A 22,892-nucleotide genomic window follows, 5' to 3' on the forward strand; every position below is an offset into this window, starting at 1 on the left:
CCGCCCGTCTGCTTTTGACAGACGGGCGGCCGGGCTGACGCTGACAGCAGGCGATCAGTGGTCGTGCTTGGTCATCTTGTCCAGGTAGCCCATGGCAAAGGCCGAGATGACGAACGTCATGTGCAGGACGACGTACCACATGATCTTGGTGTTCTCGATGTTCTGGGCATCCATGAAGATGCGCAGCAGATGGATCGAGGAAATCGCGACGATGGACGCGGCCACTTTCATCTTCAGCGAACCGGAGTCCATCTTGCCTAGCCAGCTGAGCTTCTCCTTGCCGTCATCGATGTCCAGCTGGGAGACGAAGTTTTCGTAACCCGAGATCATCACCATGACAAGCAATCCACCGACCAGCGACATGTCGATCAGTGACAGCAGAACCAGGATCAGGTCAGCCTCGGTCTTCTCGAAGACGTGGGGCAGGATGTGGAAGATCTCCTGGAAGAACTTAAGGCTCAACGCCAGCAATGCGAGCGACAGGCCAAGGTAGATGGGAGCCAGCAGCCAACGGGCGGCATACATCGAATTTTCTAGAAGGCGTTCCATGGAACCTCGCTGCAAGGGAAAAAACGGCGGCGAGTATACCGAGGCGGCACTTTCAGAAAAATATCGGGGACCCTCGCAGACATATCCCCATACACTGTGGATAAGTCTGTGAATGAGCCTTGGAATGTCGGGCGTACCCCTGAGTACTTACGGCTCTCATGCGTCCGCTCAAATGTTGCTCAACCTTCCGGTCAGGTATCTGGACGGAACTGGTAATCGCCCAGGTTCCGGCAACGCTCACCGTTGAGACGTCGCAGCTCCCCCTGAAGGTGTATGCGCCAGATGGGCGGATCGTCAGCCTCCTTGTAGCCTTGTTCGGCCAGGCAATCGGCGATTGCACTGAGCACCGATTCAGCTACCAGAGGCCCATGGAATGGGCCCTGCGCCTTGATCGCCGAGGGCTGCTCCCCAGACATGCCCGCCGCACAGAGCAGCGTCCAGAGTCCTTTTTCTCCCGCCAGCGGGCGAATGACGCATTCGATCCGGGTGACCAATCCCAAGCATTGGCGGGTAAGGCAGAGGTTGCGCGTCATAGCGGCTTTCCTCGCAGGGGCCTGCAATTGAGCCTACACCCGGTTTGCCATATCGGAAAGGGAGCGGCTTATCCACGAAACCTGTGGATAAGCCTGTGCACAGCAACAGGGAAAAGTGCAGTTCGAGCATGCCAACCAAGGGATGACCGGCGTTGCTCAGCGACTGACCAGCCGCACCAGAAACGCTCCAGGGCAGCTGGTCGCGTCACGGACTCAGGCGGGGTCCTGGGTCTTGTCAGCCACAGGCTTCCTGGCCGGAGCCTTGCGCACCGGCTTGGCCGGGGCGGCGGCCTTGGCGGCAACCTCGGCAACTTCAGGCGTCGAAGCAGGCTTTTCCTCTTCTTCCATTCCCATTTCGGCAATTTCACGTAGCCGCGCCACCACCCGGGCGTTGACGCTACCCTCCGGGAACTGCCCCTTTTCATCCGGCACGCCAGCCGGCTCGCCGACCAGCAGACCGAGCGCTTCATCGGCCTGACGCACGGCATAGACATGGAACAGACCATTGCGTACGGCCTGTAGAACGCGCTCGTCGAGCATCAGCGTCGCCACGTTGGCCTGGGGAATGATGACACCCTGCTCCCCGGTCAAGCCGCGCGCCTCGCAAAGGCGGAAGAAACCTTCGATCTTCTCGTTGACCCCGCCCACCGCCTGCACCTCACCGAACTGATTGATCGAGCCGGTGATGGCGAAACACTGCTTGAGGGGCGTGCGCGAAAGCGCCGAGATCAGAGTACAGGCCTCGCCCAGGGACGCGCTGTCGCCATCCACATAACCGTAGGATTGCTCCAGAGCGATACTCGCGGAAATCTCCAGTGGGAACTCCTGAGCATAGCGGCTGCCAAGGTAGCCGGTGAGGATCATCACGCCCTTGGAGTGGATCGGCTGGCCGAGGTTGACCTCACGCTCGATATCGACGATCCCGGAGCTGCCTGGGTAGACGGTGGCGGAAATGCGCGCCGGTACACCAAAGGCCGAGTCGCCGACTTCCAGCACGGTGAGGCCGTTGCACTTGCCGACAGCCGCGCCTGCGGTGTCGATCAGGATGATGCCGGCCAGCATGTCGTCGAGGATCCGTGCCGAGACACGTCCGGTGCGAGTGGCCTTGGCCTTCAGGGCACGCTCGATATGCCCAGCATCAGTCACCGCGTCACCGGCGAGATGGCGGATGAAATCCGCCTCGCTGACCAACTGGAACAGGTCGCCGATACGCGCTGACAAGCGCCCCTGGTGTTCGGCCAGACGCGCGCTGTAGGTCGCCAGGCGAGCTACGGCCTCCGCCGTCAAGGGCGCCATGCCCTCTTCGGAGGTTCGGGTTTTCAACAGCTGGGCGAACTGTTCGAGGCTGTCTTCGGACAGGGTGATTTCCTCGTCGAAATCCACCAGCACCCGGAACATCTCCTGGAAGTCCGGATCCAGGTCCTGCAGCGTGTAATAGAGCTGGCGCGAGCCGATGATCACCACCTTGACCTGGAGCGGAATCACTTGCGGCGTCAGGGAAACGGTGGCCAGGCGCCCCAGCTCGGCCAGGGGGGACTCCATCTTCAGCTGGCGGGAATGCAGGGCGCGCTTCAGCGCATCCCAGACGAACGGCTCGCCGAGCAGCTTCTCCGCTTCGAGGACCAGGAAACCGCCATTGGCACGGTGCAGCGCTCCGGGACGCAGCTGCCGATAACTGGTGTAGAGCGCGCCCTGGTCGGTGCCGTACTCGATACGGCCAAACAGGTTGTCGTAGGTCGGGTGGGATTCGAATACCACCGGCGCGCCACCGCTGGAGTGGTGACCCACTACCAGGCTGGGGCAGTACTGCTCTTCCAGCATCTCGCGGCGCTGGCCATCCGGCTTGTCGTCCAGCAACTGGTCGACCACGGTTTTCAGCAGGTTGATCTGCATGGCCTGGAGATAGGCCACGACTCCGGCGTTTTCCGCGTATTTCTCGGAAAGCGGCGCCAGCAGCGGCTGCAGGGCCTGGGTGATGGTTTCCTCGTTCAGTTGGCGCAACTGGTTGCTGGTCTCGCGCTTCCATTGCGGCAAGCTGGAAAGCTCCTCGTTGAGGCGCTCCTCCAGGGCGGCAATATCATCGTGGAAGCGCTCGCGCTCGGATTCCGGCAACTGCGCGAAGTCAGCCTCGTCCAGCGCCTTGCCATCCTTCATCGGGGTGAAGGCGATATTGGCGCTATCACGGTACAGGGCCACGTCCCTTTCCAGCGCGAGCCGCTCGATCACGTCAAGGGCACGGTCATAGCGCTGGTTGAAGACGCGATCGATGGCGCTCTTCTTCTGTTGATAAGTCGGGGTTTCGAAGACCGCCGGGAAGGTCGACAGCAGGTTATCGACCAGATGACTGACGTCGCAGATGAAGGCGTTTGCCTCACCGGCAGGCAACTGGATCGCGCGCGGCTCCCGTGGCTCCTCGAAATTGTTGACGTAAACCCAGTCAGCGGGGGTTCCGAGGCGCTTGCCCTCTGCCTTGAGGTAGCGCTGTACATAGGAAAACCGCCCGGTACCCGGCTCGCCCATCACATAAACGTTGTAGCCCGGCCGTGGCATCGCCACGCCGAACTGCAGGGCTTCTACCGCGCGCTCCTGGCCGAGCACGCCACGGAAAGGCTCCAGGTCTTCGGTGGACTTGAAACAGAACTGCTCGGGTTGGAAGGGACGGGTCAGCGCATCGGGCGCCAGTCGCAGACTGGCAGCGAAGGAATTCAGCATCGAGAATCCTTGAAGGACGGTGAAGAAGCATTGACCGCATTCTGGCGCTGCCTGAACATCACTGGCAAGGCATTGCGCCATGCCGTTTTCAGCCCGACATGTCCGCACACCCCAGACAGAACTCCGCGGCAGGCAGAACCGCCAGGCGCGCCGGCTCTATGGGCTCACCGCAACGCTGGCAATAACCGTAGCTCCCATCGACCAGCCGCAGCTTGGCCATGCCGACACGGCGCAGCGCCGCCTCAGTTTCCGCCAGGATAGCCTCCAGCACCTCGTCGTTTTCCCGCTGCAACGCCTGCTCGGCGAAGTCCGGCGAGTGACTTCGGGCCAGATCCTCGCGGATGGCATTGGCACGAGCGGTGTACTCCGCGATCAGGGCATCGAGAACGGTGCGGGGATCGGTGGCAGTCATATCGTAAACTCCCAGGGTCGTTCATTAAGTGTGGACGCTTTGGCAAAGGCTGCATGCCGCTGTACCAAACTTGCAAATCTGGAAGCTCTGGCCTTGCTTGACACCCGCACCGGCCATCCCCAAAGCTCTGACCGCCGACGAACCTCTCGCGAAGAAGAGTTGCGCCCTTGAAACGGATGTTCCCGTACCTGACGCTTTGCACCTGCATCAATAGCCTCGCTAACCCCTCCCTCCCCGCCGAACACCTGGAGGTCCTGGCCGTAGATCCCTACTGGATTGCCCTCGGCCATTATGAGACCGGCAAACTGGGCGGCTGGCGCAGCTACGTGGACGACGAGAAGTTCTTCCTGGCCGACAACGGCGCCAGCGACCCGGCCGCCGAGCTGCGCGCCACGCTGAATGCGCTGTACGCCCCGGCCGACTTGGGCGACCAGCACCCTCAATGCACCTACCCGGCGCGTACCCGCTGGCTGCGCAACCAACTGCGCTTGACGGACTTGCCGCACCCCGCCTGCGCCGAGTACCGCGCGTGGTTCGCCGATATCAACCCGCACAGCACCGTACTGGTGTTCCCGGCCGCCTACCTGAACAGCCCCTCGTCGATGTTCGGCCACACGCTGTTGCGCATCGACCAGGCGGATGTGCATGAAAACAACACGGCCATGCTCAGTTATGCGCTGAACTTCGGCGCCTTCATCGAGGGGGCCGACAACAGCATCCTTTACGCCTGGAAGGGATTGATGGGTGGCTATCCCGGCCTGTTCGCCCTGGTGCCCTACCGCGACAAGCTCAGCGAGTACAGCCGCCTGGAGAACCGCGACCTCTGGGAGTACCGGCTCAACCTCACCGCTGAGGAAACCGGGCGGATGGTCGAGCACGTCTGGGAGCTGAAGCAGGTCCGCTTCGATTACTACTTCTTTGACGAAAACTGCTCCTACCGCCTGCTGGAGCTGCTGGAAATCGCCCGCCCCGGCATCGAACTCACCGAAGAATTCCCGATCACCGCCATCCCCACCGATACGGTCCGGGCCGTCAAGCAGGCGGGGCTGGTGCAGTCCATCGACTACCGGCCGTCGCGGGAGAAGGAACTGCTCGCTCGTGCCGAGCCGCTCGACCATGACGAACAGCAATGGGTGCTGCGCCTGGCCGATGACACCCGCCTGCTGGATGACCCGGCTCTGCTCTCCCTGCCGGCAGAACGCCGTGCCCTGATCCAGGACGCAGCATTTCGCCTGGTGCGCTACCGCTCCACGGGCGAGCAACGCACCCGCGAGAACTCCGCCCGCAGCTTCGAGCTGTTGCAGGCAATCAGCCGCAATCCCCCCCAACCGCTGCACGTCGACCGCCCCGCACTTCCGGAAGAAGGCCACGAGTCCCGCACCTGGCAGCTTGGCGCCGGCAGCCGCGATGACCGCGCCTTCGCCGAGTACGGGCTGCGAATGGCCTACCACGACCTGAACGACAACCTTGAAGGCTTTCCAATTGGCGCACAGATCGAGATCCTCCAGCTCAAGCTGCGCCAGTACGAGAACAACCACTGGCAATTGCAGCGCCTTGATCTGGCAACCATCCGCTCACTGACACCCCGTAGCGAGCTGCTCAAGCCCTGGTCCTGGCAGGTGGCCGGCGGCCTTGAACGGGTGCCGGGCGAGGACGACGACGAGCGTCTGGTCAGCCACCTGAATGGCGGCGTCGGCGGCAGCTGGCGACTGGGCGAAAAGACCCTGGGATTTGCCATGGTCACCGCCCGCATCGAACACAATGAAGACTTCGCCCCCTTCATCGCCAGCGCCGCCGGCTTCGACACCGGACTGCTGTGGCACAACGCCCTGGGCAGCCTCACCCTCGAAGCGGCTGGCGACTACTTCCACAACGGTGAAGTACGGCGCCGCCTGTCCCTCAACCAGCAATGGGAAATTTTCCGCAATCTCGGCCTCCGCTTCAGTGCGCAACGGGAGTTCAGCCAACTGGCGTCCCCGGTGAACGAGGTGATGCTGGAACTGAAGTGGTATCACTACTAAGCGCAAACCCGCTCCCCGGGGATCCGGGCTACCTGCCTCCCGCGCCCCTTGCAGGAGCCAGCTCGCTGGCGAATTGCCCTGCAACATTCGCGAGCAAGCTCGCCCCTACGTAGTCCGCGCTCCACCGGTAAGAACGATGCTCAGCCGGCCCGGAATGGCTCAGAATGGTTATCTACATCCCCATCAGGAACGGTCCATGAAGCACAACGCCCCACAGGTGCTGGAAGTCGCGGGCGGTAAGCCGATCAAGCTCTGGACACAGGATGTGCCGGTGGAGGAGGAGGCCCGCCAGCAATTGATCAATACCGCAAAGATGCCCTTCATCTTCAAGCACCTGGCCGTAATGCCCGACGTGCACTTGGGCAAGGGCTCGACCATCGGCAGCGTGATCCCTACCGTTGGCGCTATCATTCCCGCCGCGGTCGGTGTCGACATTGGCTGCGGCATGATCGCCGCACTCACGTCGTTGCGCGCGGCAGACCTACCGGACAACCTGCATCGCCTACGCAGCGCCATCGAAAAGGCCGTGCCCCACGGCAAGACCTTTGGCAAGCGTGACCAGGGCGCCTGGGACGAGGTACCGGATGCCGCCAGCCAGGCCTGGCGGGCGCTTGACCGGCGCTTCAGGGCCATCACCGCCAAGTACCCGCGTCTGGAGAAGACCAACAACCGCCATCACCTCGGCACCCTGGGCACCGGCAACCACTTCATCGAGGTTTGTCTGGACGAGGCCGACCGCGTCTGGTTCATGCTGCATAGCGGCTCACGCGGCGTGGGCAATGCCATCGGTACGCTGTTCATCGAGTTGGCCCAGGCAGACATGCGCCAGCACATCGCCAACCTCCCGGACCGGGACCTGGCCTACTTCGAGGAAGGTAGCCGGCATTTCGACGACTACGTCGAAGCCGTCGGCTGGGCCCAGGACTTCGCCCGCCAAAACCGCGCCCTGATGATGCAGGCGGTGATCGCCGCTGCACGCAAGGTCATTGGCAAGCCGTTCGAGGCGAGCCTCGAGGCAGTGAACTGCCATCACAACTATGTGCAGCGGGAGCAGCACTTCGGCCGCGAGGTGCTGGTGACGCGCAAGGGCGCGGTATCGGCGCAGAAAGGCGAGCTGGGCATCATCCCCGGCTCGATGGGCGCGAAAAGCTTCATCGTTCGCGGGCTCGGCAACGAAGACGCCTTCTGTTCCTGCAGCCACGGAGCCGGGCGGACCATGAGCCGCTCCCGCGCGAAGAAATTGTTCACGGTCGAGGATCAGGTACGCGCCACCGCCCATGTGGAATGTCGCAAGGACAAGGACGTGATCGACGAGATCCCCATGGCCTACAAGGATATAGATGCCGTCATGGCAGCCCAGCGTGACTTGGTCGAAGTGGTGCATACGCTACGGCAGGTGGTATGCGTGAAGGGCTGAGCGCCTTGACGCTTTCATCACATCGCGCCCCTTAGACTCCACTCATGTTCCTTGCTGTGCGCGTCACTCCTGCGTGGCGCACTGGAGTCCGAAATGGCGTTACGTCGCGCCACCCTTATGTTGATCATGCTCGCCTACGGCCTGCTGGCGGGCTGTGAGACCACTCGGGAGCACTTGCTCGCCCAGGGTTATCCACCGGCGTTCGTCGACGGCTTCGACGATGGCTGCAGCAGCGGTCGCCAGGCGGCGGGCATTATCAGCGGCACGTTTCGCAAGGATGTGCCCCGCTACCTTAAGGACGCGGCTTACGCAGAAGGCTGGAGCGACGGTTTTCGGCAATGTCAGGCGCAGGTGGAGAGCGAAGAGCGCCGCGCCTATTTCGAACGCTTCCATGACGACGAGGATGACGACTGGGAGCGGAACCGGGATAACGCCATGGGGAGGGCGTTGCATCCCGATTGATGGGAAGTTGTCTCTCTCTTGTGAGGGGCGAATGAACTCCCCTCACAAGGCGACGCCCCAAGGAAAGGCCGATGCTTAAACCACCCCTTGCGCCAGCATGGCGTCGGCCACTTTGACGAAGCCGGCGATATTGGCGCCCTTCACATAGTTCACTCGGCCGTTCTCCTCGCCGTAGTGCACACAGGCATGGTGGATGTTCTGCATGATGCCGTGCAGACGCTGGTCAACCTCGCCAGCAGTCCAGTGCAAACGCATGGCGTTCTGGCTCATCTCCAGGCCGCTAGTGGCCACGCCGCCGGCGTTGGAGGCCTTGCCCGGGGCGAAGAGGATGCCTGCGTCGATGAAGATATCCACAGCTTCCAGGGTAGAAGGCATGTTGGCGCCTTCGGCCACGCACACGCAGCCGTTAGCCAGCAGGGCACGCGCATCTTCGGCGTCCAGTTCGTTCTGGGTCGCGCAGGGCAGCGCGATGTCGCAGGGCAGCGCCCACGGCCGCTGGTCCGCCAGGAAGCTCAGCCCCGGGCCAGTCAGCTCGCTGATACGCCCGCGGCGGACGTTTTTCAGTTCCATCAAGCTTTCCCACTGCTCCAGGGTCAGGCCGGCCTCTGCGAACAGAGTGCCTTCCGAGTCGGACAGCGAGATCACCTTGCCACCCAGCTCCATGACCTTCTGTGCCGCGTACTGGGCGACATTGCCGGAGCCAGAGATAGCGACACGTTGGCCTTCAAAATCACGGCCAATGCCCTTGAGCATCTCCTGGGCGAAGTAGACGCAACCATAACCGGTGGCCTCCGGACGGATCAGGCTGCCACCGTAGGCCAGCCCCTTGCCGGTGAAGACCGAGGTGAATTCATTGGCCAGGCGCTTGTACTGACCGAAGAGGAAGCCGATTTCACGAGCGCCCACGCCGATATCACCGGCCGGCACGTCGAGGTCGGCGCCGATATGGCGATAGAGCTCGCTCATGAATGACTGGCAGAAGCGCATCACTTCCGCGTCACTCTTGCCCTTGGGATCGAAATCCGAACCGCCTTTGCCGCCGCCCATGGGCAGCGAGGTCAGCGAGTTCTTGAACACCTGTTCGAACGCCAGGAACTTGAGAACGCCGAGATTCACCGAGGGGTGGAAGCGCAGGCCGCCCTTATAAGGGCCGATGGCGCTGCTCATCTGTACGCGGAAGCCACGGTTGACCTGCACCCGCCCCTGGTCATCGACCCACGGCACCCGGAACATCACCGCGCGCTCTGGCTCCACCAGGCGCTCGAGAATGCCGGCTTGCTGGTATTGCGGGTTGGCCTCAAGGAAAGGCCAGAGGCTGCGCAGCACCTCTTCCACCGCCTGGTGGAACTCGGGCTGATCGGGGTCGCGCCGCTTCAGGCGCGCGAGAAACACGTCGAGGGATTGGCTCATGTCTCTTCCTGGCGTTTTTGTTGATCGGTCGGACAAAATGGCCGCCGACTCTATCAAGGAAGCGCAGCGCCAGAACAGTGCAAGGTGACGCTTTTATGAAACTTTTTGGTGCATGGATGTAAATTATCCGCCCTCTCCTAGCGGCCTTCCGGCAGTTTCACCACTTGCCGTGGGCTGAACCCCAGCCCACTGCGCTTGCCCTGTAGCAACACATCCCCACTCTCCGGCAAGGTACGCCAGAGGCTCTCCGGCACGCAGACACCAAGTGCCACCGCCTGATCATCCAGCACCAGCGCGATGCGATGTCCGCAGCCCAGGCCACCCTCTTCCTTGGCCACCACACGGGCCGTGAACTCGGCGTCCCCCCCAAACCACCGTGTGTAGAGCGCCGCGACAGGCACGTTGAGCGCCCCCCAGGCCACAAGTGCCATCAGCGAGCCCAATGTCAGGTGCAAGTACAGCCGGGCACTACCCGAATCCAGCTTGAACAGGACAGCCAGGCGCTCGCGCCACGCCAGCAAGGCATAGAGTCCACCGCCCAGCAGCAGGGCCCCGCCGACCGAACCCAGTTGCCAGGCCGAGGATGGGTAGAAGGAAAAATAGAGGCCGCAGGCCCCGAACAAGGCCAGCGCACACAGCCACATCAGGTAAGCGTTGAATCCTTTCATTTATCACTCCCTGGAAACGACAACGGAGCTTTTCAGCTCCGTTGTCGTGACGCTTACTGCGCCAGCTTCTTGTAACGCACTCGGTGCGGCTGGGCTGCCGCCTCGCCGAGGCGTTTCTTGCGGTCCGCTTCGAACTCGGTGTAGTTGCCCTCGAAGAAGACCACCTTGCCGTCATCCTCATAGGACAGGATGTGGGTCGCGATGCGGTCCAGGAACCAGCGGTCGTGGGAGATCACGATGGCCGCGCCCGGGAAGTCCAGCAGGGCCTCTTCCAGTGCACGCAGGGTTTCCACGTCCAGGTCGTTGGACGGTTCGTCGAGCAGCAGCACATTGGCGCCCTGTTTCAAGGTCAGCGCCAGGTGCAGGCGGCCACGCTCACCGCCGGAGAGGTCCTTGACGAACTTCTGCTGGTCCGCGCCCTTGAAGTTGAAGCGGCCGACATAACCACGGGAAGGCACTTCATAGCCACCCACCTTGATCATGTCGAAACCGTCGGAAACCTGCTCCCATACGGTCTTGCCGCCGTCCAGGCTGTCGCGGCTCTGGTCGACGCTGGCGATCTGAACGGTCTCGCCGATATCGATGGTGCCCGAGTCAGGCTCTTCCTTGCCGGTGATCATGCGGAACAGGGTGGACTTGCCCGCGCCGTTGCCACCGATCACGCCGACGATGGCGCCTTTCGGCACGCTGAAGGTCAGCCCGTCGATCAGCACGCGATCGCCGTAGCCCTTGCAGACGTTGTTGAACTCGATGACCTTATCGCCCAGGCGTGGACCGGCCGGGATGTAGATCTCGTTGGTCTCGCTGCGTTTCTGGAATTCCTGCGATTGCATCTCCTCGAAACGCTGCAGGCGGGCTTTGGACTTCGCCTGACGCGCCTTGGCACCTTGGCGCACCCACTCCAGTTCGGCCTTCATGGCCTTGGCATGAGAGGCTTCCTGCTTGGCCTCCTGGGCCAGGCGGTTGGCCTTGGATTCCAGCCAGCCGGAGTAATTGCCTTCGAACGGAATGCCGTGGCCACGGTCCAGTTCGAGGATCCAGCCGGCAACGTTGTCGAGGAAGTAACGGTCGTGGGTAATAGCCACCACGGTACCGGGGAAGTCGTGGAGGAAATGCTCCAGCCAGGCGACCGAGTCGGCGTCCAGGTGGTTGGTCGGCTCGTCCAGCAGCAGCATGTCGGGGGCCGACAGCAGCAGGCGGCACAATGCGACGCGGCGCTTCTCACCACCGGACAGGTGCTCGATCTTGGCATCCCACTGCGGCAGGCGCAGGGCGTCGGCGGCCACTTCCAGTTGACGTTCGAGGTTATGGCCATCGGAGGCCTGAAGGATGGCCTCCAGCTTGGCCTGCTCCGCAGCGAGCGCGTCGAAGTCGGCATCCGGCTCGGCGTAGGCGGCATAGACCTCATCGAGACGGGCCTGGGCCTGCTTGATCTCGCCTACGGCCTCCTCAACGATGTCGCGCACGGTCCTGGTTGGATCGAGTTTCGGCTCCTGCGGCAGGTAGCCAACCTTGATCCCTGGCATCGGACGGGCCTCGCCATCGATCTCGGTATCGACGCCGGCCATGATTCGCAGCAGGGTCGACTTGCCCGCGCCGTTCAGACCGAGCACGCCGATCTTGGCACCGGGGAAGAAGGACAGGGAAATGTCTTTGAGAATCTCACGCTTCGGGGGCACGACCTTGCCGACCCGGTGCATGGTGTAGACGTATTGAGCCATGGCTACCTTGGTGCTGTGACGAATTGAGAAATGGGCGGGGCGCAGGCTGCGTGAATTGCCGCGAACAACAATCCTGCGAGACGAAAACAGTCGAAAAGCGCGATTACCTTCAGTAAAAGAGCGCTTCACCCGGGCTTGGACCAAGGTTTGCTGTCGACGCCGCAGAACCACGCGCAGTCGTATTCACACAAACTGAAACGCGGGCGCTCCCGCGCGCGTGACGCAAAGCTACCGGAATGCACCAGCAAGGGCAAACGACACTCGTCGCCGATGCTGGCACTTTGTCCGCCAGACAGGCATGCTACCGCCCCCTTGAGCCCAAGGGCCGCCCCCTGCCCACCGAGCCGTACCCGCAGGAAACGCACTCGTGCCCCACACCCCGCTGCCTCCAACCTCGAGCGAGCCAGGTCAATCACCCGACGCCCATGCGCGCGGCTCGGTGAAAGGCTTGTTGGCGGGCCTGGTGCTGATGATGTTGGCCCTGCTGCTCTGGCAGTTGCACCTGGAATACCGCCAGCTGCAAGAAAGCGTACGCGATCGCAGCTACAGCCTGACCAGCGCACTGGCCAGCAGCCTGGAACAGAACATGGCCGTGAAGGCGCGCGCCGGCCAGGCCCTTCTCCGACAGGGCACAGCTGCCGGCACCGATCAACAAACGCTACTGGAAAACCTGCGTTCGATCTTTCCGTCACTGCAGAGTCTCGTCTGGTTGAACCTCCGCGGCGGGGCGATACACGACACCCAGGCCGTCAGCGACGATGCCCTTTACCTGGCCAGCCTGGCGCAGCGCAGCGATGGGGAGCCGTACCGCTATGCATTCAGCGCCCAGGATCACGGCCAGGTCTACCTGATCCTGCGCCAGTCCCCCGCCCCCGGCAGCAGTGGCTCCTGGGTCCTTCGCCTCGACCTGGAGACTTCGGCCGCCTGGGCGCTGAGCAGCGAGGATCACGATTATCGCTGGCTGCTGGAGGACCGCTTCAACCAGCGCGTCCTGTTTCACAGCTCCCGTTCCCATGGCAGCAGCCCCATCGTGCTGCCGGTCACCGCCGAAGAGCAGGCGCAAACCATCCTTATTGCCCCGCTGGCCAACAGTGACTGGCAGGTTCGCGCCCTGCACGATGAACTGCGGGTACGCACCGAGCTGCTGCCGGAACTGCTGGTCAAGCTCCTGCTATTCCTGATCAGCGCCTGCCTGGCCTTGATCGCGCTCTATTACCTGCAGCGGGAGCAGCGCGGTCTGCGCGAGCTCAACGATGCATCGCGGCGCTCGTTGCGCCAGGCGGCCAGTGCGCTTGGAGTTATCGAAGAGCGAGTGTTGGTGACCCAGGTCGATGGCCGGCTGAGCTATCTCAACCCGCAGGCCGAAGCCATGTTCGGTATCAGCGGGGAGGCCGCGCAGGATCACCACTTGCTAGCCCTGCTGCCGGGGCTTGATCCGCTGATGCTCAACGCCCCGGACCTGCACAACGAACATGGACCAGATCTCGTGCACTTCGAGCGCGACGATGAGCAGCTCATGCTCGCCGTGACTCGGAGCGAGCTGAACGACGGCATCCAGTTGCTCGGCTATGTCTGGGTGCTGCGCGATGTGACCGAGGAACAGCGCGCCCTTCGCGTGCTGCAGGAAACCCGCCGACGCTACCAGGATATCTTCGAGGGTTCCGGCGTTGCCCTGTGCGTACTGGACCTCGCTGAACTGCGCACGCACCTGCTCCAACTGGGTCTGCGCGACGCCCCAAGCCTGGCCACCTGGCTCACCGCCAACCCACTGCAGCACCTTCAGCTGCAACGCCAGCTGCGCATCACCGAGGTCAACCAGGTGGCGCTTCGCCTGCTGGGCGTGGACTGCAGCGAAGAGGCCTGGCAGTTGCTGATCAGCTTCGGCCCCATTCGTGAAAACGGCGTACGCTTCCAGTTGATGGCAGCGTTGCTCAGCGGCCAGTCCCAGGTCGAAGTCGAGTGCCAGATCACCACGCCGCAAGGGCATGAGCGTCACTTGTGGCTGGTCCTGCAACTGCCCTCGATGATCCAGGACCTGCATGCCGTCACCCTCAGCATCAGCGACATCACCAGTCGCAAGCGCATCGAACTCTCGCTGATCGAGCGCGAACGCTTCTGGTCCGATGTCGTGCTGGCCGTCCCCGACTCACTTTACGTACACGACATCGGCGGCAAACGGGTGATGCTCAGCAACAATCGCCTTGGCCCCCAACTCGGCTACAGCCGGGACGAGCTTCGAAAGATGGGCGAGCGCTTCTGGGAGCACGTCCTGCATCCAGACGACGCAGAGCAGTATTGGCGCATGCGCAGCTTGCAGCAGGTGGTCGGCGACGGTCTGTTGCTGCAATGCCAGCTGCGCTGGCGGCACAAGGACGGCAGCTGGCGCTGGTTCGATATCCGCGAACAGGCGCTGGCACGGGATGATCGCGGTCGTGTCAGCCGCCTGATCGGCGTCGCGAAGGACATCACCGAACAAATCGAAGCCGCCGAGTCCATGCGCGACAGTGGTCGGCGCTACCGCATGCTCGCCGAAAGCATCAGTGACGTGATCTTCACCACCGACAGCGAGCTGCAGCTGAACTATGTCAGCCCGTCGGTACAACCCGTACTCGGTTACAGCGCCGACTGGGTCATCGACAACAGCTTCCAGGGCATGGCCGCCGATCCGCGCCAGCTGGCCACCCTGTTCGCCCAACTGGAACAGGTCCGCGCTGCCCTGGGCAACCCCAAGCGCCTTGCTGGACTGCGCGATCGGATGCCAGCGCAGGTGTTCCTGTTCGACTGCATGCGCGCCGACGGCCAGAAGATCCCAGTGGAGCTGCGCACCATGCTCATGTGGGACGAGCACGGGCGTTTCGAAGGCATGCTTGGCGTCGGCCGCGACATCAGCCAACAGCGCCGTGCCGAAAAAGACCTCCGCATGGCCGCGACCGTCTTCGAGCACTCGACTTCGGCGATCCTGGTGACCGACCCGGCGGGCTATATCGTCCAGGTCAACGAGGCCTTCACGCGCATCAGCGGCTATGCCTCCGGCGATGTGCTCGACCAACTGCCAGCGATCCTCACCGCCGACCGCCAGCAGGCCAACCAGCTCACCTACATCATCAGCCAACTCAACCAGCGCGGCAGCTGGGAGGGTGAGATCTGGCTCAAGCGCCGCCAGGGCGACAACTACCCGGCGTGGGTCGGCATCACCGCCGTGCATGACGAGGAAGGCGACCTGGTCAGCTACGTCTGCTTCTTCAGTGACATCAGCGAACGCAAAGCCAGCGAACAGCGCATCCACCGCCTGGCGTACTACGATGGGCTGACCCACCTGCCCAACCGCACCCTGTTCCAGGACCGCCTGCACACCGCGCTGCAGCATGCCGAAAGGCACCAGGAGTGGGTGGTGCTGATGTTCCTTGACCTCGATCGTTTCAAACCGATCAACGACTCCCTTGGCCACGCTGCCGGCGACCGCATGCTCAAGGATGTGGCCGTGCGCCTTGCCGCCTGCGTCGACGAAGACGACACCGTGGCGCGCATGGGCGGTGACGAGTTCACCCTGCTCCTGCAACCGCGTGCAACCCGCGAAGGCGCCCTGAATCGTGCCATCCACGTTGCCGAGCAGATCCTCGCCAGCCTGGATCGTCCTTTCGTGCTCGAAGGCCGCGAATTCTTCGTCACCGCCAGCATCGGCATCGCCCTGAGCCCTCAGGACGGTCGAGAGCTGAGCCAGCTGATGAAGAACGCCGACACGGCGATGTACCACGCCAAGGAGCGCGGCAAGAACAACTTCCAGTTCTACCAGGCCGACATGAACGCCCGCGCCCTGGAGCGCCTGGAGCTGGAAAGCGACCTGCGCCACGCGCTGGAGCAAGGCGAATTCCTGCTCTATTACCAGCCGCAGTTCTCCGGCGACGGCCGGCGCCTGACGGGCGTCGAAGCCCTGCTGCGCTGGCGCCATCCCACGCGTGGCCTGGTACCGCCAGCCGACTTCATCCCTGTGCTGGAAGAGCTCGGGCTGGTGGTCCAGGTTGGCGACTGGGTACTCAGCGAGGCCTGCCGTCAGCTCAAATGCTGGCACCAGGCGAAAATGCGCCTGCCGAAGATTTCGGTAAACCTTTCCGCACGCCAGTTCGCCGATGGCCAACTGGCCGAGCGCATCGCCGCCATCATCGAAGACAGAGGCCTGCCACCGGCCTGCCTTGAACTGGAACTGACCGAGAGCATCCTGATGCGCGACGTCGGCGCAGCCATGCACATTCTCGAAAGCCTCAAACGACTTGGCCTGTGCATTGCGGTCGACGACTTCGGCACCGGCTACTCGTCGCTTAACTACCTTAAGCAGTTCCCCATCGACGTACTCAAGATCGACCGCAGCTTCGTCGATGGCCTGCCCGATGGCGAACGTGATGCGCAGATCGCCCGCGCCATCATCGCCATGGCCCATAGCCTGAACCTGGCGGTCATCGCCGAGGGCGTGGAAACCCAGGCGCAGCTGAACTTCCTCCGCGAACATGGCTGCGACGAGGTGCAAGGCTATCTGTTCGGCCACCCCATGCCGGCGCAACAGTTCGAGCGCATGTTCGGCGGCTCCGCACTGTTCGTGCTCAATTGACGCCGGGTGCGCCATGCACATCGGGCAGCCTCACTTCGGTGCGCACGGTCCGCGCCACGAGCTGGATGAAGCCCACTTGTCTGTCACATGACCGACCTTCATATGCCAGCCAGCGACCGATGCGTTAGAATGCGCGCCTTTCCCCGTCCCGTTCCCCAAGAGGACCGCCATGTTCAGCCGTGATTTGACCCTCGCCCGCTACGATGCCGACCTGTTTGCCGCCATGGAGCAAGAAGCCCAGCGCCAGGAAGAGCACATCGAGCTGATCGCCTCCGAGAACTACACCAGCCCGGCGGTGATGGAAGCCCAGGGCTCCGTGCTGACCAACAAGTACGCCGAAGGCTACCCGCACAAGCGCTACTACGGTGGCTGCGAATTCGTCGACATCGTCGAGCAGCTGGCCATCGACCGCGCCAAAGAGCTGTTCGGCGCCGACTACGCCAACGTCCAGCCGCACTCCGGTTCCCAGGCCAACAGCGCTGTTTTCCAGGCCCTGGTTCAGCCGGGCGACACCGTACTGGGCATGAGCCTGGCACATGGCGGCCACCTGACCCACGGCGCTTCCGTCAACTTCTCCGGCAAGATCTACAAGGCCGTGCAGTACGGTCTGAACCCGGAAACCGGTCTGATCGACTACGACGAAGTCGAGCGTCTGGCCGTCGAGAACAAGCCGAAGATGATCATCGCCGGCTTCTCCGCCTACTCTCAGGTCCTGGACTTCCCGCGTTTCCGCGCCATTGCCGACAAGGTCGGTGCCTACCTGTTCGTCGACATGGCCCACGTGGCCGGCTTGGTCGCCGCTGGCGTATACCCGAACCCGATGCCCTATGCCGACGTGGTAACCACCACTACCCACAAGACCCTGCGCGGCCCGCGCGGCGGCCTGATCCTGGCCAAGGCGAACGAAGAGATCGAGAAGAAGCTGAACTCCGCCGTCTTCCCGGGCGGCCAGGGCGGCCCGCTGATGCACGTGATCGCCGCCAAGGCCGTGTGCTTCAAGGAAGCTCTGCAGCCTGAGTTCAAGGCTTACCAGGAGCAGGTGGTGAAGAACGCCCAAGCCATGGCCCAGGTGTTCATCGAGCGCGGCTTCGACGTGGTGTCTGGTGGCACCCAGAACCACCTGTTCCTGCTCTCCCTGATCAAGCAGGACATCACCGGTAAGGATGCCGACGCCGCCCTTGGCCGCGCCTTCATCACCGTGAACAAGAACGCCGTCCCGAACGACCCGCGCTCGCCGTTCGTCACTTCCGGTCTGCGTATCGGCACGCCGGCCGTGACCACCCGTGGCTTCAAGGAAGCCGAGTGCCGCGAGTTGGCCGGTTGGATCTGCGACATCCTGGTGAACATGGGCGACGAGTCCGTCGTCGACCGCGTTCGCGATCAAGTCAAGGCCATCTGCGCCAAGCTGCCGGTTTACGGCAAGTAAGCGACAACGGCACGCAAAAAGCCCGGCACATGCCGGGCTTTTTCGTTTTCGGAGAGGCGCCGCCAGAACTCGTTTGGTAGGTTGGTACTGAATGAAACGAAGCCCAACAAGGCATGCGCAGCACGCCCCTCAAATTGGGCTTCGCTGTGCTCAGTCCTGCGCGGCCCGCATCAACCTACGTCCGGGTCACGCCTGGGCTTCGGCAAAGCCTGCACGGATCTTCTCTTCCGGTAGCTGGTCGCCGATGAACACGATCACGCTCTCTCGCACCTCGTCGTCACGCCACTCGCTGTCCCAGTCGAAGCCGTAGAGCCGCAGCACGCCCTGGAACACCATCCGGCGCTCCTCACCAGCGATGGCCAGCACGCCCTTGTAGCGCAGCAGCGAGTTGCCGTGCTCTTCCAGCAGCTGCTCCATGAAAGCGCTGAGCTTGTCGATATCCAGCGGCCGCGCGCTCTTCAGCACCAGGGTAGCGATGCGGTCAGGCGTGCCCGCCGGCGCCAGTGGACGCAAGCTCAGGGTCGGGCCGAAATCGGCATTGAGATTGAAGCCGCGCACGTCCAGCAGTTCACCCAGGTCAATGCGGCCGTGCTCCACCACGCGAATCGGCGCCCGCCGGTTGATGCGTTGCAGGCGCTGGCTGAGCGCCTCGAAAGTCGCCTCGTCCACCAGGTCAAGCTTGCTCACCAGGATGCGGTCGGCGAAGCCCACCTGGGCCTGGGCGATGGTTTCCTGCAGGTGCCGCTCGGCGTTCGCCGCATCCACGAGGGTAATGATGCCGTCCAGCACATAGCGCTCGCAGAGCTCTTCGTCGGCGAAGAAGGTCTGCGCCACTGGCGCCGGGTCGGCCAGGCCGGTGCACTCGATCACCAGGCGGTCGAACGCCAGCTCGCCGCTGTCCAGGCGCTCCAGCAGCACAAACAGCGCCTTTTCCAACTCGACATGGATGGAGCAGCAGACGCAGCCATTGGCCAGCGTCATCACCTGCACCGGCTCGCTGCCGAGCAACTGGCCGTCGATCGGCGTCTCGCTGAATTCGTTCTCGATCACGGCGATCTTCAGGCCGTGTTCGGCCTTGAGGATATGCCGCAGCAGCGTGGTCTTGCCGGCACCGAGAAAGCCGCTGAGCACGGTCACCGGGATAGGAAGATGGGCAGACATTAGAGCAATCCTTGAAATCGGGGTTCAACTGTAGGAGCGAGCTTGCTCGCGAATCGCTTTGCTCGGGGCGTTCGCGAGCAAGGCCCAGGGGTTCCCCTAGATCCTACAAATGAAAAGCGCCACGACGAAGCGTGGCGCTCAGGTTACCGCAACGGGAACTCAACAGCAGCGGATAGGCCTCCCTTTCCCACCACCGTAGCGGGCTTCCTGCCGCTCGCGGAAGAACTCCTCATAGGTCATCACCGATTTGTCCGGGTGTTTGCCGCGCATATGCTCGACGTAGGTATCGTAGTCGGGCATGCCCACCAGCATGCGGGCTGCCTGGCCCAGGTACTTACCCATGCGACTCAGGTCATTGAACATGCGTGAGCCCTCCTCAAGCGTCCGGGATCGGCTGGAACGGTGATTCCTTGTCGCTGCGCTCGGGCTTCATCCAGGCGCTGCGTCCTACCTTGATCGCGTAGAACAGGATGCTCAGGACCACGAAGAGGAACAGCACGGTCAGGGTCGCGTTGGTGTAGGCGTTGAAGATCACATGCTGCATCTGGCCGATGTCCTTGGCCGGGGCCAGGACCTGGCCAGCCTCCAGCGCATCGCTGTACTTCTTGGCCAGGGCCAGGAAGCCGACGGCCGGATTCGGGTCGAGCAGCTTGATCAGGCCTGCCGTGGTGGTGCAGATCAGCAGCCAGGTGGCCGGAATCAGCGTCACCCACACATAGCGCTGGCGCTTCATCTTGATCAGCACCACGCAGCCCAGCATCAGGGCGATGCCCGCCAGCATCTGGTTGGAGATGCCGAACAGCGGCCAGAGGGTGTTGATGCCACCCAGCGGATCAACCACGCCCTGGTACAGCAGCCAGCCCCACATGGCGACGCAACCGGCGGTCGCGATCACGTTGGCAGTCCAGGATTCGGTGCGCTGCAGCGGGGAGATGAAGTTGCCCAGCAGGTCCTGCAGCATGAAGCGGCCAGCACGGGTGCCCGCATCTACTGCGGTAAGGATGAACAGCGCCTCGAAGAGGATCGCGAAGTGGTACCAGAACGCCATGGTGTTCTCGCCCGGCAGCAGCTGGTGAAGGATCTGCGCGATACCGACCGCCAAGGTCGGTGCACCACCGGCGCGCGCCAGCACAGTGTGCTCACCGATATCCCTCGCCGTCGCTTCCAGGGCCTCTGGCGTGATGGCGAAGCCCCAGCTGCTGACAGTGGCGGCAACTGCCTGGACGTCAGCCCCAACCACGGCCGGCGGGCTGTTCATGGCGAAGTACACGCCCGGCTCGATCACCGAGGCCGCCACCATGGCCATGATGGCGACAAAGGACTCCATCAACATGCCGCCGTAACCGATGTAACGGGCATGGGACTCGCTGGCCAGCAGCTTGGGCGTGGTGCCGGAGGAGATCAGCGCATGGAAACCGGACACTGCACCGCAGGCGATGGTGATGAACAGGAAGGGGAACAGCGCGCCCTTCCACACCGGCCCAGTGCCATCGACGAACTGCGTCAGCGCTGGCATCTTCAGGTCCGGCATTGTGATCAGAATGCCAATGGCCAGCGCGACGATGGTACCGATCTTGAGGAAGGTCGACAGGTAATCCCGCGGTGCCAGCACCAGCCACACTGGCAGGACGGCGGCGACGAAGCCGTAGCCGATCAGCATCCAGGTAATCTGGATACCAGTGAAGGTGAAGGCCGGCCCCCAGACCGGGTCAGCGGCGACCTGCCCGCCCAGCCAGATAGAGGTCAGCAGCAGGGCGACACCTACCACCGAAATCTCGCCGATGCGGCCTGGGCGGATGTAGCGCATGTAGATGCCCATGAACATCGCGATCGGGATGGTCGCCATCACCGTGAACATGCCCCAGGGGCTCTCGGCCAGGGCCTTGACCACGATGAGCGAGAGCACTGCGAGGATGATGACCATGATCAGGAAGGCACCGAACAGCGCGATGGTCCCGGCCACCTGCCCCATCTCCTCGCGCACCAGCTCGCCCAGGGAGCGGCCGTCACGTCGGCTGGAGATGAACAGCACCATGAAGTCCTGCACCGCACCGGCCAGGACCACGCCGGCAATCAGCCAGAGGGTACCTGGCAGGTAGCCCATCTGTGCGGCGAGTACCGGGCCCACCAGCGGACCGGCACCGGCGATGGCGGCGAAGTGGTGGCCGAACAGAACGTGCTTGTTGGTAGGCACGTAGTCCAGGCCGTCGTTGTGAATGATTGCGGGCGTGGCGCGGGTCGGATCGAGTTGCATCACCTTGGTGGCGATGAACAGGCTGTAGTAACGGTAAGCAACCAGATACAGGGCAACCGCGGCAACCACGATCCACAAGGCGTTGATGGCTTCGCCGCGACGCAGCGCGACGACACCCAAGGCGCATGCGCCGACCACTGCCAACGCTACCCAGGGTAGCTGGCGCAGGACGCTGTTGTTATTGTTCATAAGGCTCTCCAAATGGATGGACAGACAAGCTGCCGCACAAGCTTAGTCGCTCCACCGGAAATCGGTATGAGACCTTGATCTAGAGCGCTCCGCGACCGAATCGGAGCGTTATTAAGGACCGCCTTCGAACCGAGGGTCCGATGCGTCCTGAAGCAGCGACCACTGCAGGAAATTGGATGCGCCAGGCCTGACCGCCTTGCTCTGCAGCTTCACCCATTGGCAGGACGAGCAAAACAAAAGCCGGGCAGCGCCCGGCTTTGCTCGGCCGTCTGTGCTTAGCTCGGCAGTTTGGCGTAACGCGCGAGTTGCTGGTCCTTGCTCATGACGTCCAGGGTGGCCGCCAGAACCTGCTCGCCGGTCACGTCCGGAGCGGAGAAGATGGTCGAAAAGTTCTCATGAGTGACCTGGGCGAAGCGGGCGCGGTCGGATTGCTCGATGCCCAGGAGAGTGGCATAGGCGTCCAGCGCCTCCCCCTGCCCCTTGGCCATGTCCTCAGCGATGTTGTCGAGCATGCCATTCATGGCGAATAGCGAACGGCCTCCATACCCCAGGCGAACGCTGGAGTCGCAACCGTTGGTCCCCGAAGTCAGACCGAAAGTGGCATTCCCCGAAGTACCGTTGGTAGTGGTAGCCAGCAGATGGGGTACCAAGCCTCGCTGCCCTTCGAACAGCATGTTGCCCCAGCCGCAGCCGCCGCCCCCGGCCTGGTCGGCTTGTACCGCCAAACTCGCTGCGCCTAGCAGCCCCACGATCAACCCCTTGCTAAGCAGTCGCTTATCCATAGTTGCGCTCCGCATATATTTATAGAAAAACCGCTTAAGCAGCTTTGGCGACAGTTGCAGAACTGTCAAACGCCGACGCGGCCACGGATGAGCTTACCGGGAGGCGACGGCAGGATTCGGCCTTCGCTATAGTGCACGGCCCCTTGAAGGAGAAATGCAATGAGTGACACCACCAACGATCGTCGGCGCTTTCAGCGCATCACTTTCGATGCCGCTACCGAAATCAAACAGGCCCAACGCAGCTGGACGGTGGAATTGCAGGACATCTCGCTCAAGGGCTTGCTGGTCCAGCGTCCAAGCGATTGGGACGGCAATTCGAATACGCCGTTCAACGCCTGCATTCGCCTGACAGCGGATATCCAGCTGGAGATGGAAGTGGCGCTCACCCGCGAGCAGGACAACCAACTGGGTTTCGTCTGCCGGCACATCGACCTTGACTCCATCAGCCATCTGCGACGCCTGGTAGAACTCAACCTCGGTGACGAGACCCTGCTGGAGCGCGAACTGGCTGCACTGGGCGAAGACTGACCGACGCAGGCGCCCATCCCGCCGGTCTGGGCTTAGCGAGGCTC

At 62.9% G+C, this 22,892-nt stretch carries 17 protein-coding genes; 6 read left to right on the forward strand and 11 right to left on the reverse strand.

Features of this window, described 5'->3' with window-relative positions:
* Nucleotides 1-54: 54 nt before the first annotated feature.
* The 4 genes from OXH74_RS04165 to OXH74_RS04180 all read right to left on the reverse strand — a co-directional run bounded on the left by OXH74_RS04165 (nucleotide 55) and on the right by OXH74_RS04180 (nucleotide 4,206).
* A complete protein-coding gene (locus OXH74_RS04165) occupies nucleotides 55-549 on the reverse strand; it encodes a TIGR00645 family protein (protein ID WP_215380285.1) in 495 nt (164 codons plus the stop codon).
* Nucleotides 550-740: 191 nt separating this feature from the next.
* Entirely contained in the window at nucleotides 741-1,082 is a 342-nt protein-coding gene (locus OXH74_RS04170) for a hypothetical protein (protein WP_375740185.1), read from the reverse strand.
* 213 nt (nucleotides 1,083-1,295) lie between these two features.
* The gene (locus OXH74_RS04175; RefSeq protein ID WP_375740186.1) at nucleotides 1,296-3,794 is read right to left on the reverse strand and encodes a Lon protease family protein; all 2,499 of its coding nucleotides are present in this window, start codon (nucleotides 3,792-3,794) and stop codon (nucleotides 1,296-1,298) included.
* Nucleotides 3,795-3,882: 88 nt separating this feature from the next.
* Nucleotides 3,883-4,206 carry a TraR/DksA family transcriptional regulator gene (locus OXH74_RS04180; protein WP_215380291.1) on the reverse strand — a complete coding sequence of 108 codons (324 nt, stop codon included), beginning with the start codon at nucleotides 4,204-4,206 and terminating at the stop codon, nucleotides 3,883-3,885.
* Nucleotides 4,207-4,382: 176 nt separating this feature from the next.
* Here OXH74_RS04180 and OXH74_RS04185 point away from each other — a divergent pair, with 176 nt between their 5' ends.
* The 3 genes from OXH74_RS04185 (at nucleotide 4,383) to OXH74_RS04195 (ending at nucleotide 8,106) form a co-directional block, all read left to right on the forward strand.
* Entirely contained in the window at nucleotides 4,383-6,227 is a 1,845-nt protein-coding gene (locus OXH74_RS04185) for a DUF4105 domain-containing protein (RefSeq protein WP_375741556.1), read from the forward strand.
* Nucleotides 6,228-6,423: 196 nt separating this feature from the next.
* Entirely contained in the window at nucleotides 6,424-7,644 is a 1,221-nt protein-coding gene (locus OXH74_RS04190) for an RtcB family protein (protein ID WP_375740187.1), read from the forward strand.
* Between the two features lie 93 nt (nucleotides 7,645-7,737).
* The gene (locus OXH74_RS04195) at nucleotides 7,738-8,106 is read left to right on the forward strand and encodes a hypothetical protein (RefSeq protein WP_375740188.1); all 369 of its coding nucleotides are present in this window, start codon (nucleotides 7,738-7,740) and stop codon (nucleotides 8,104-8,106) included.
* 75 nt (nucleotides 8,107-8,181) lie between these two features.
* Here OXH74_RS04195 and gdhA read toward each other — a convergent pair whose 3' ends face one another.
* The 3 genes from gdhA to ettA all read right to left on the reverse strand — a co-directional run bounded on the left by gdhA (nucleotide 8,182) and on the right by ettA (nucleotide 11,905).
* Complete coding sequence (gene gdhA, locus OXH74_RS04200; RefSeq protein WP_375740189.1) at nucleotides 8,182-9,516, reverse strand: NADP-specific glutamate dehydrogenase; 1,335 nt, start codon at nucleotides 9,514-9,516, stop codon at nucleotides 8,182-8,184.
* A 137-nt stretch (nucleotides 9,517-9,653) separates the two neighbouring features.
* A complete protein-coding gene (locus tag OXH74_RS04205; protein ID WP_375740190.1) occupies nucleotides 9,654-10,184 on the reverse strand; it encodes a hypothetical protein in 531 nt (176 codons plus the stop codon).
* 53 nt (nucleotides 10,185-10,237) lie between these two features.
* The gene (gene ettA / locus OXH74_RS04210) at nucleotides 10,238-11,905 is read right to left on the reverse strand and encodes an energy-dependent translational throttle protein EttA (RefSeq protein WP_375740191.1); all 1,668 of its coding nucleotides are present in this window, start codon (nucleotides 11,903-11,905) and stop codon (nucleotides 10,238-10,240) included.
* Between the two features lie 469 nt (nucleotides 11,906-12,374).
* Here ettA and OXH74_RS04215 point away from each other — a divergent pair, with 469 nt between their 5' ends.
* Both OXH74_RS04215 and glyA read left to right on the forward strand, forming a co-directional pair.
* Complete coding sequence (locus OXH74_RS04215; RefSeq protein ID WP_375741557.1) at nucleotides 12,375-16,508, forward strand: EAL domain-containing protein; 4,134 nt, start codon at nucleotides 12,375-12,377, stop codon at nucleotides 16,506-16,508.
* Nucleotides 16,509-16,677: 169 nt separating this feature from the next.
* Nucleotides 16,678-17,934, forward strand: a complete 1,257-nt coding sequence (gene glyA, locus OXH74_RS04220) for a serine hydroxymethyltransferase (protein WP_375740192.1) — start codon at nucleotides 16,678-16,680, stop codon at nucleotides 17,932-17,934.
* Between the two features lie 186 nt (nucleotides 17,935-18,120).
* Here glyA and yjiA read toward each other — a convergent pair whose 3' ends face one another.
* From yjiA to OXH74_RS04240, 4 genes are all read right to left on the reverse strand, one after another.
* Nucleotides 18,121-19,095: a GTPase gene (gene yjiA, locus OXH74_RS04225; protein WP_375740193.1), complete on the reverse strand. Its 975-nt coding sequence runs from the start codon at nucleotides 19,093-19,095 to the stop codon at nucleotides 18,121-18,123.
* 159 nt (nucleotides 19,096-19,254) lie between these two features.
* Nucleotides 19,255-19,458, reverse strand: a complete 204-nt coding sequence (locus tag OXH74_RS04230) for a YbdD/YjiX family protein (RefSeq protein WP_375740194.1) — start codon at nucleotides 19,456-19,458, stop codon at nucleotides 19,255-19,257.
* A gap of 13 nt (nucleotides 19,459-19,471) precedes the next feature.
* Complete coding sequence (locus tag OXH74_RS04235) at nucleotides 19,472-21,538, reverse strand: carbon starvation CstA family protein (protein WP_375740195.1); 2,067 nt, start codon at nucleotides 21,536-21,538, stop codon at nucleotides 19,472-19,474.
* Between the two features lie 275 nt (nucleotides 21,539-21,813).
* A complete protein-coding gene (locus tag OXH74_RS04240; RefSeq protein ID WP_215380317.1) occupies nucleotides 21,814-22,320 on the reverse strand; it encodes a DUF3015 domain-containing protein in 507 nt (168 codons plus the stop codon).
* A gap of 159 nt (nucleotides 22,321-22,479) precedes the next feature.
* Here OXH74_RS04240 and OXH74_RS04245 point away from each other — a divergent pair, with 159 nt between their 5' ends.
* Nucleotides 22,480-22,848, forward strand: a complete 369-nt coding sequence (locus tag OXH74_RS04245) for a PilZ domain-containing protein (protein WP_375740196.1) — start codon at nucleotides 22,480-22,482, stop codon at nucleotides 22,846-22,848.
* The last annotated feature ends 44 nt before the right edge of the window (nucleotides 22,849-22,892 follow it).

Source organism: Metapseudomonas boanensis (genome assembly GCF_042232855.1).
GTDB lineage: Bacteria > Pseudomonadota > Gammaproteobacteria > Pseudomonadales > Pseudomonadaceae > Metapseudomonas > Metapseudomonas boanensis.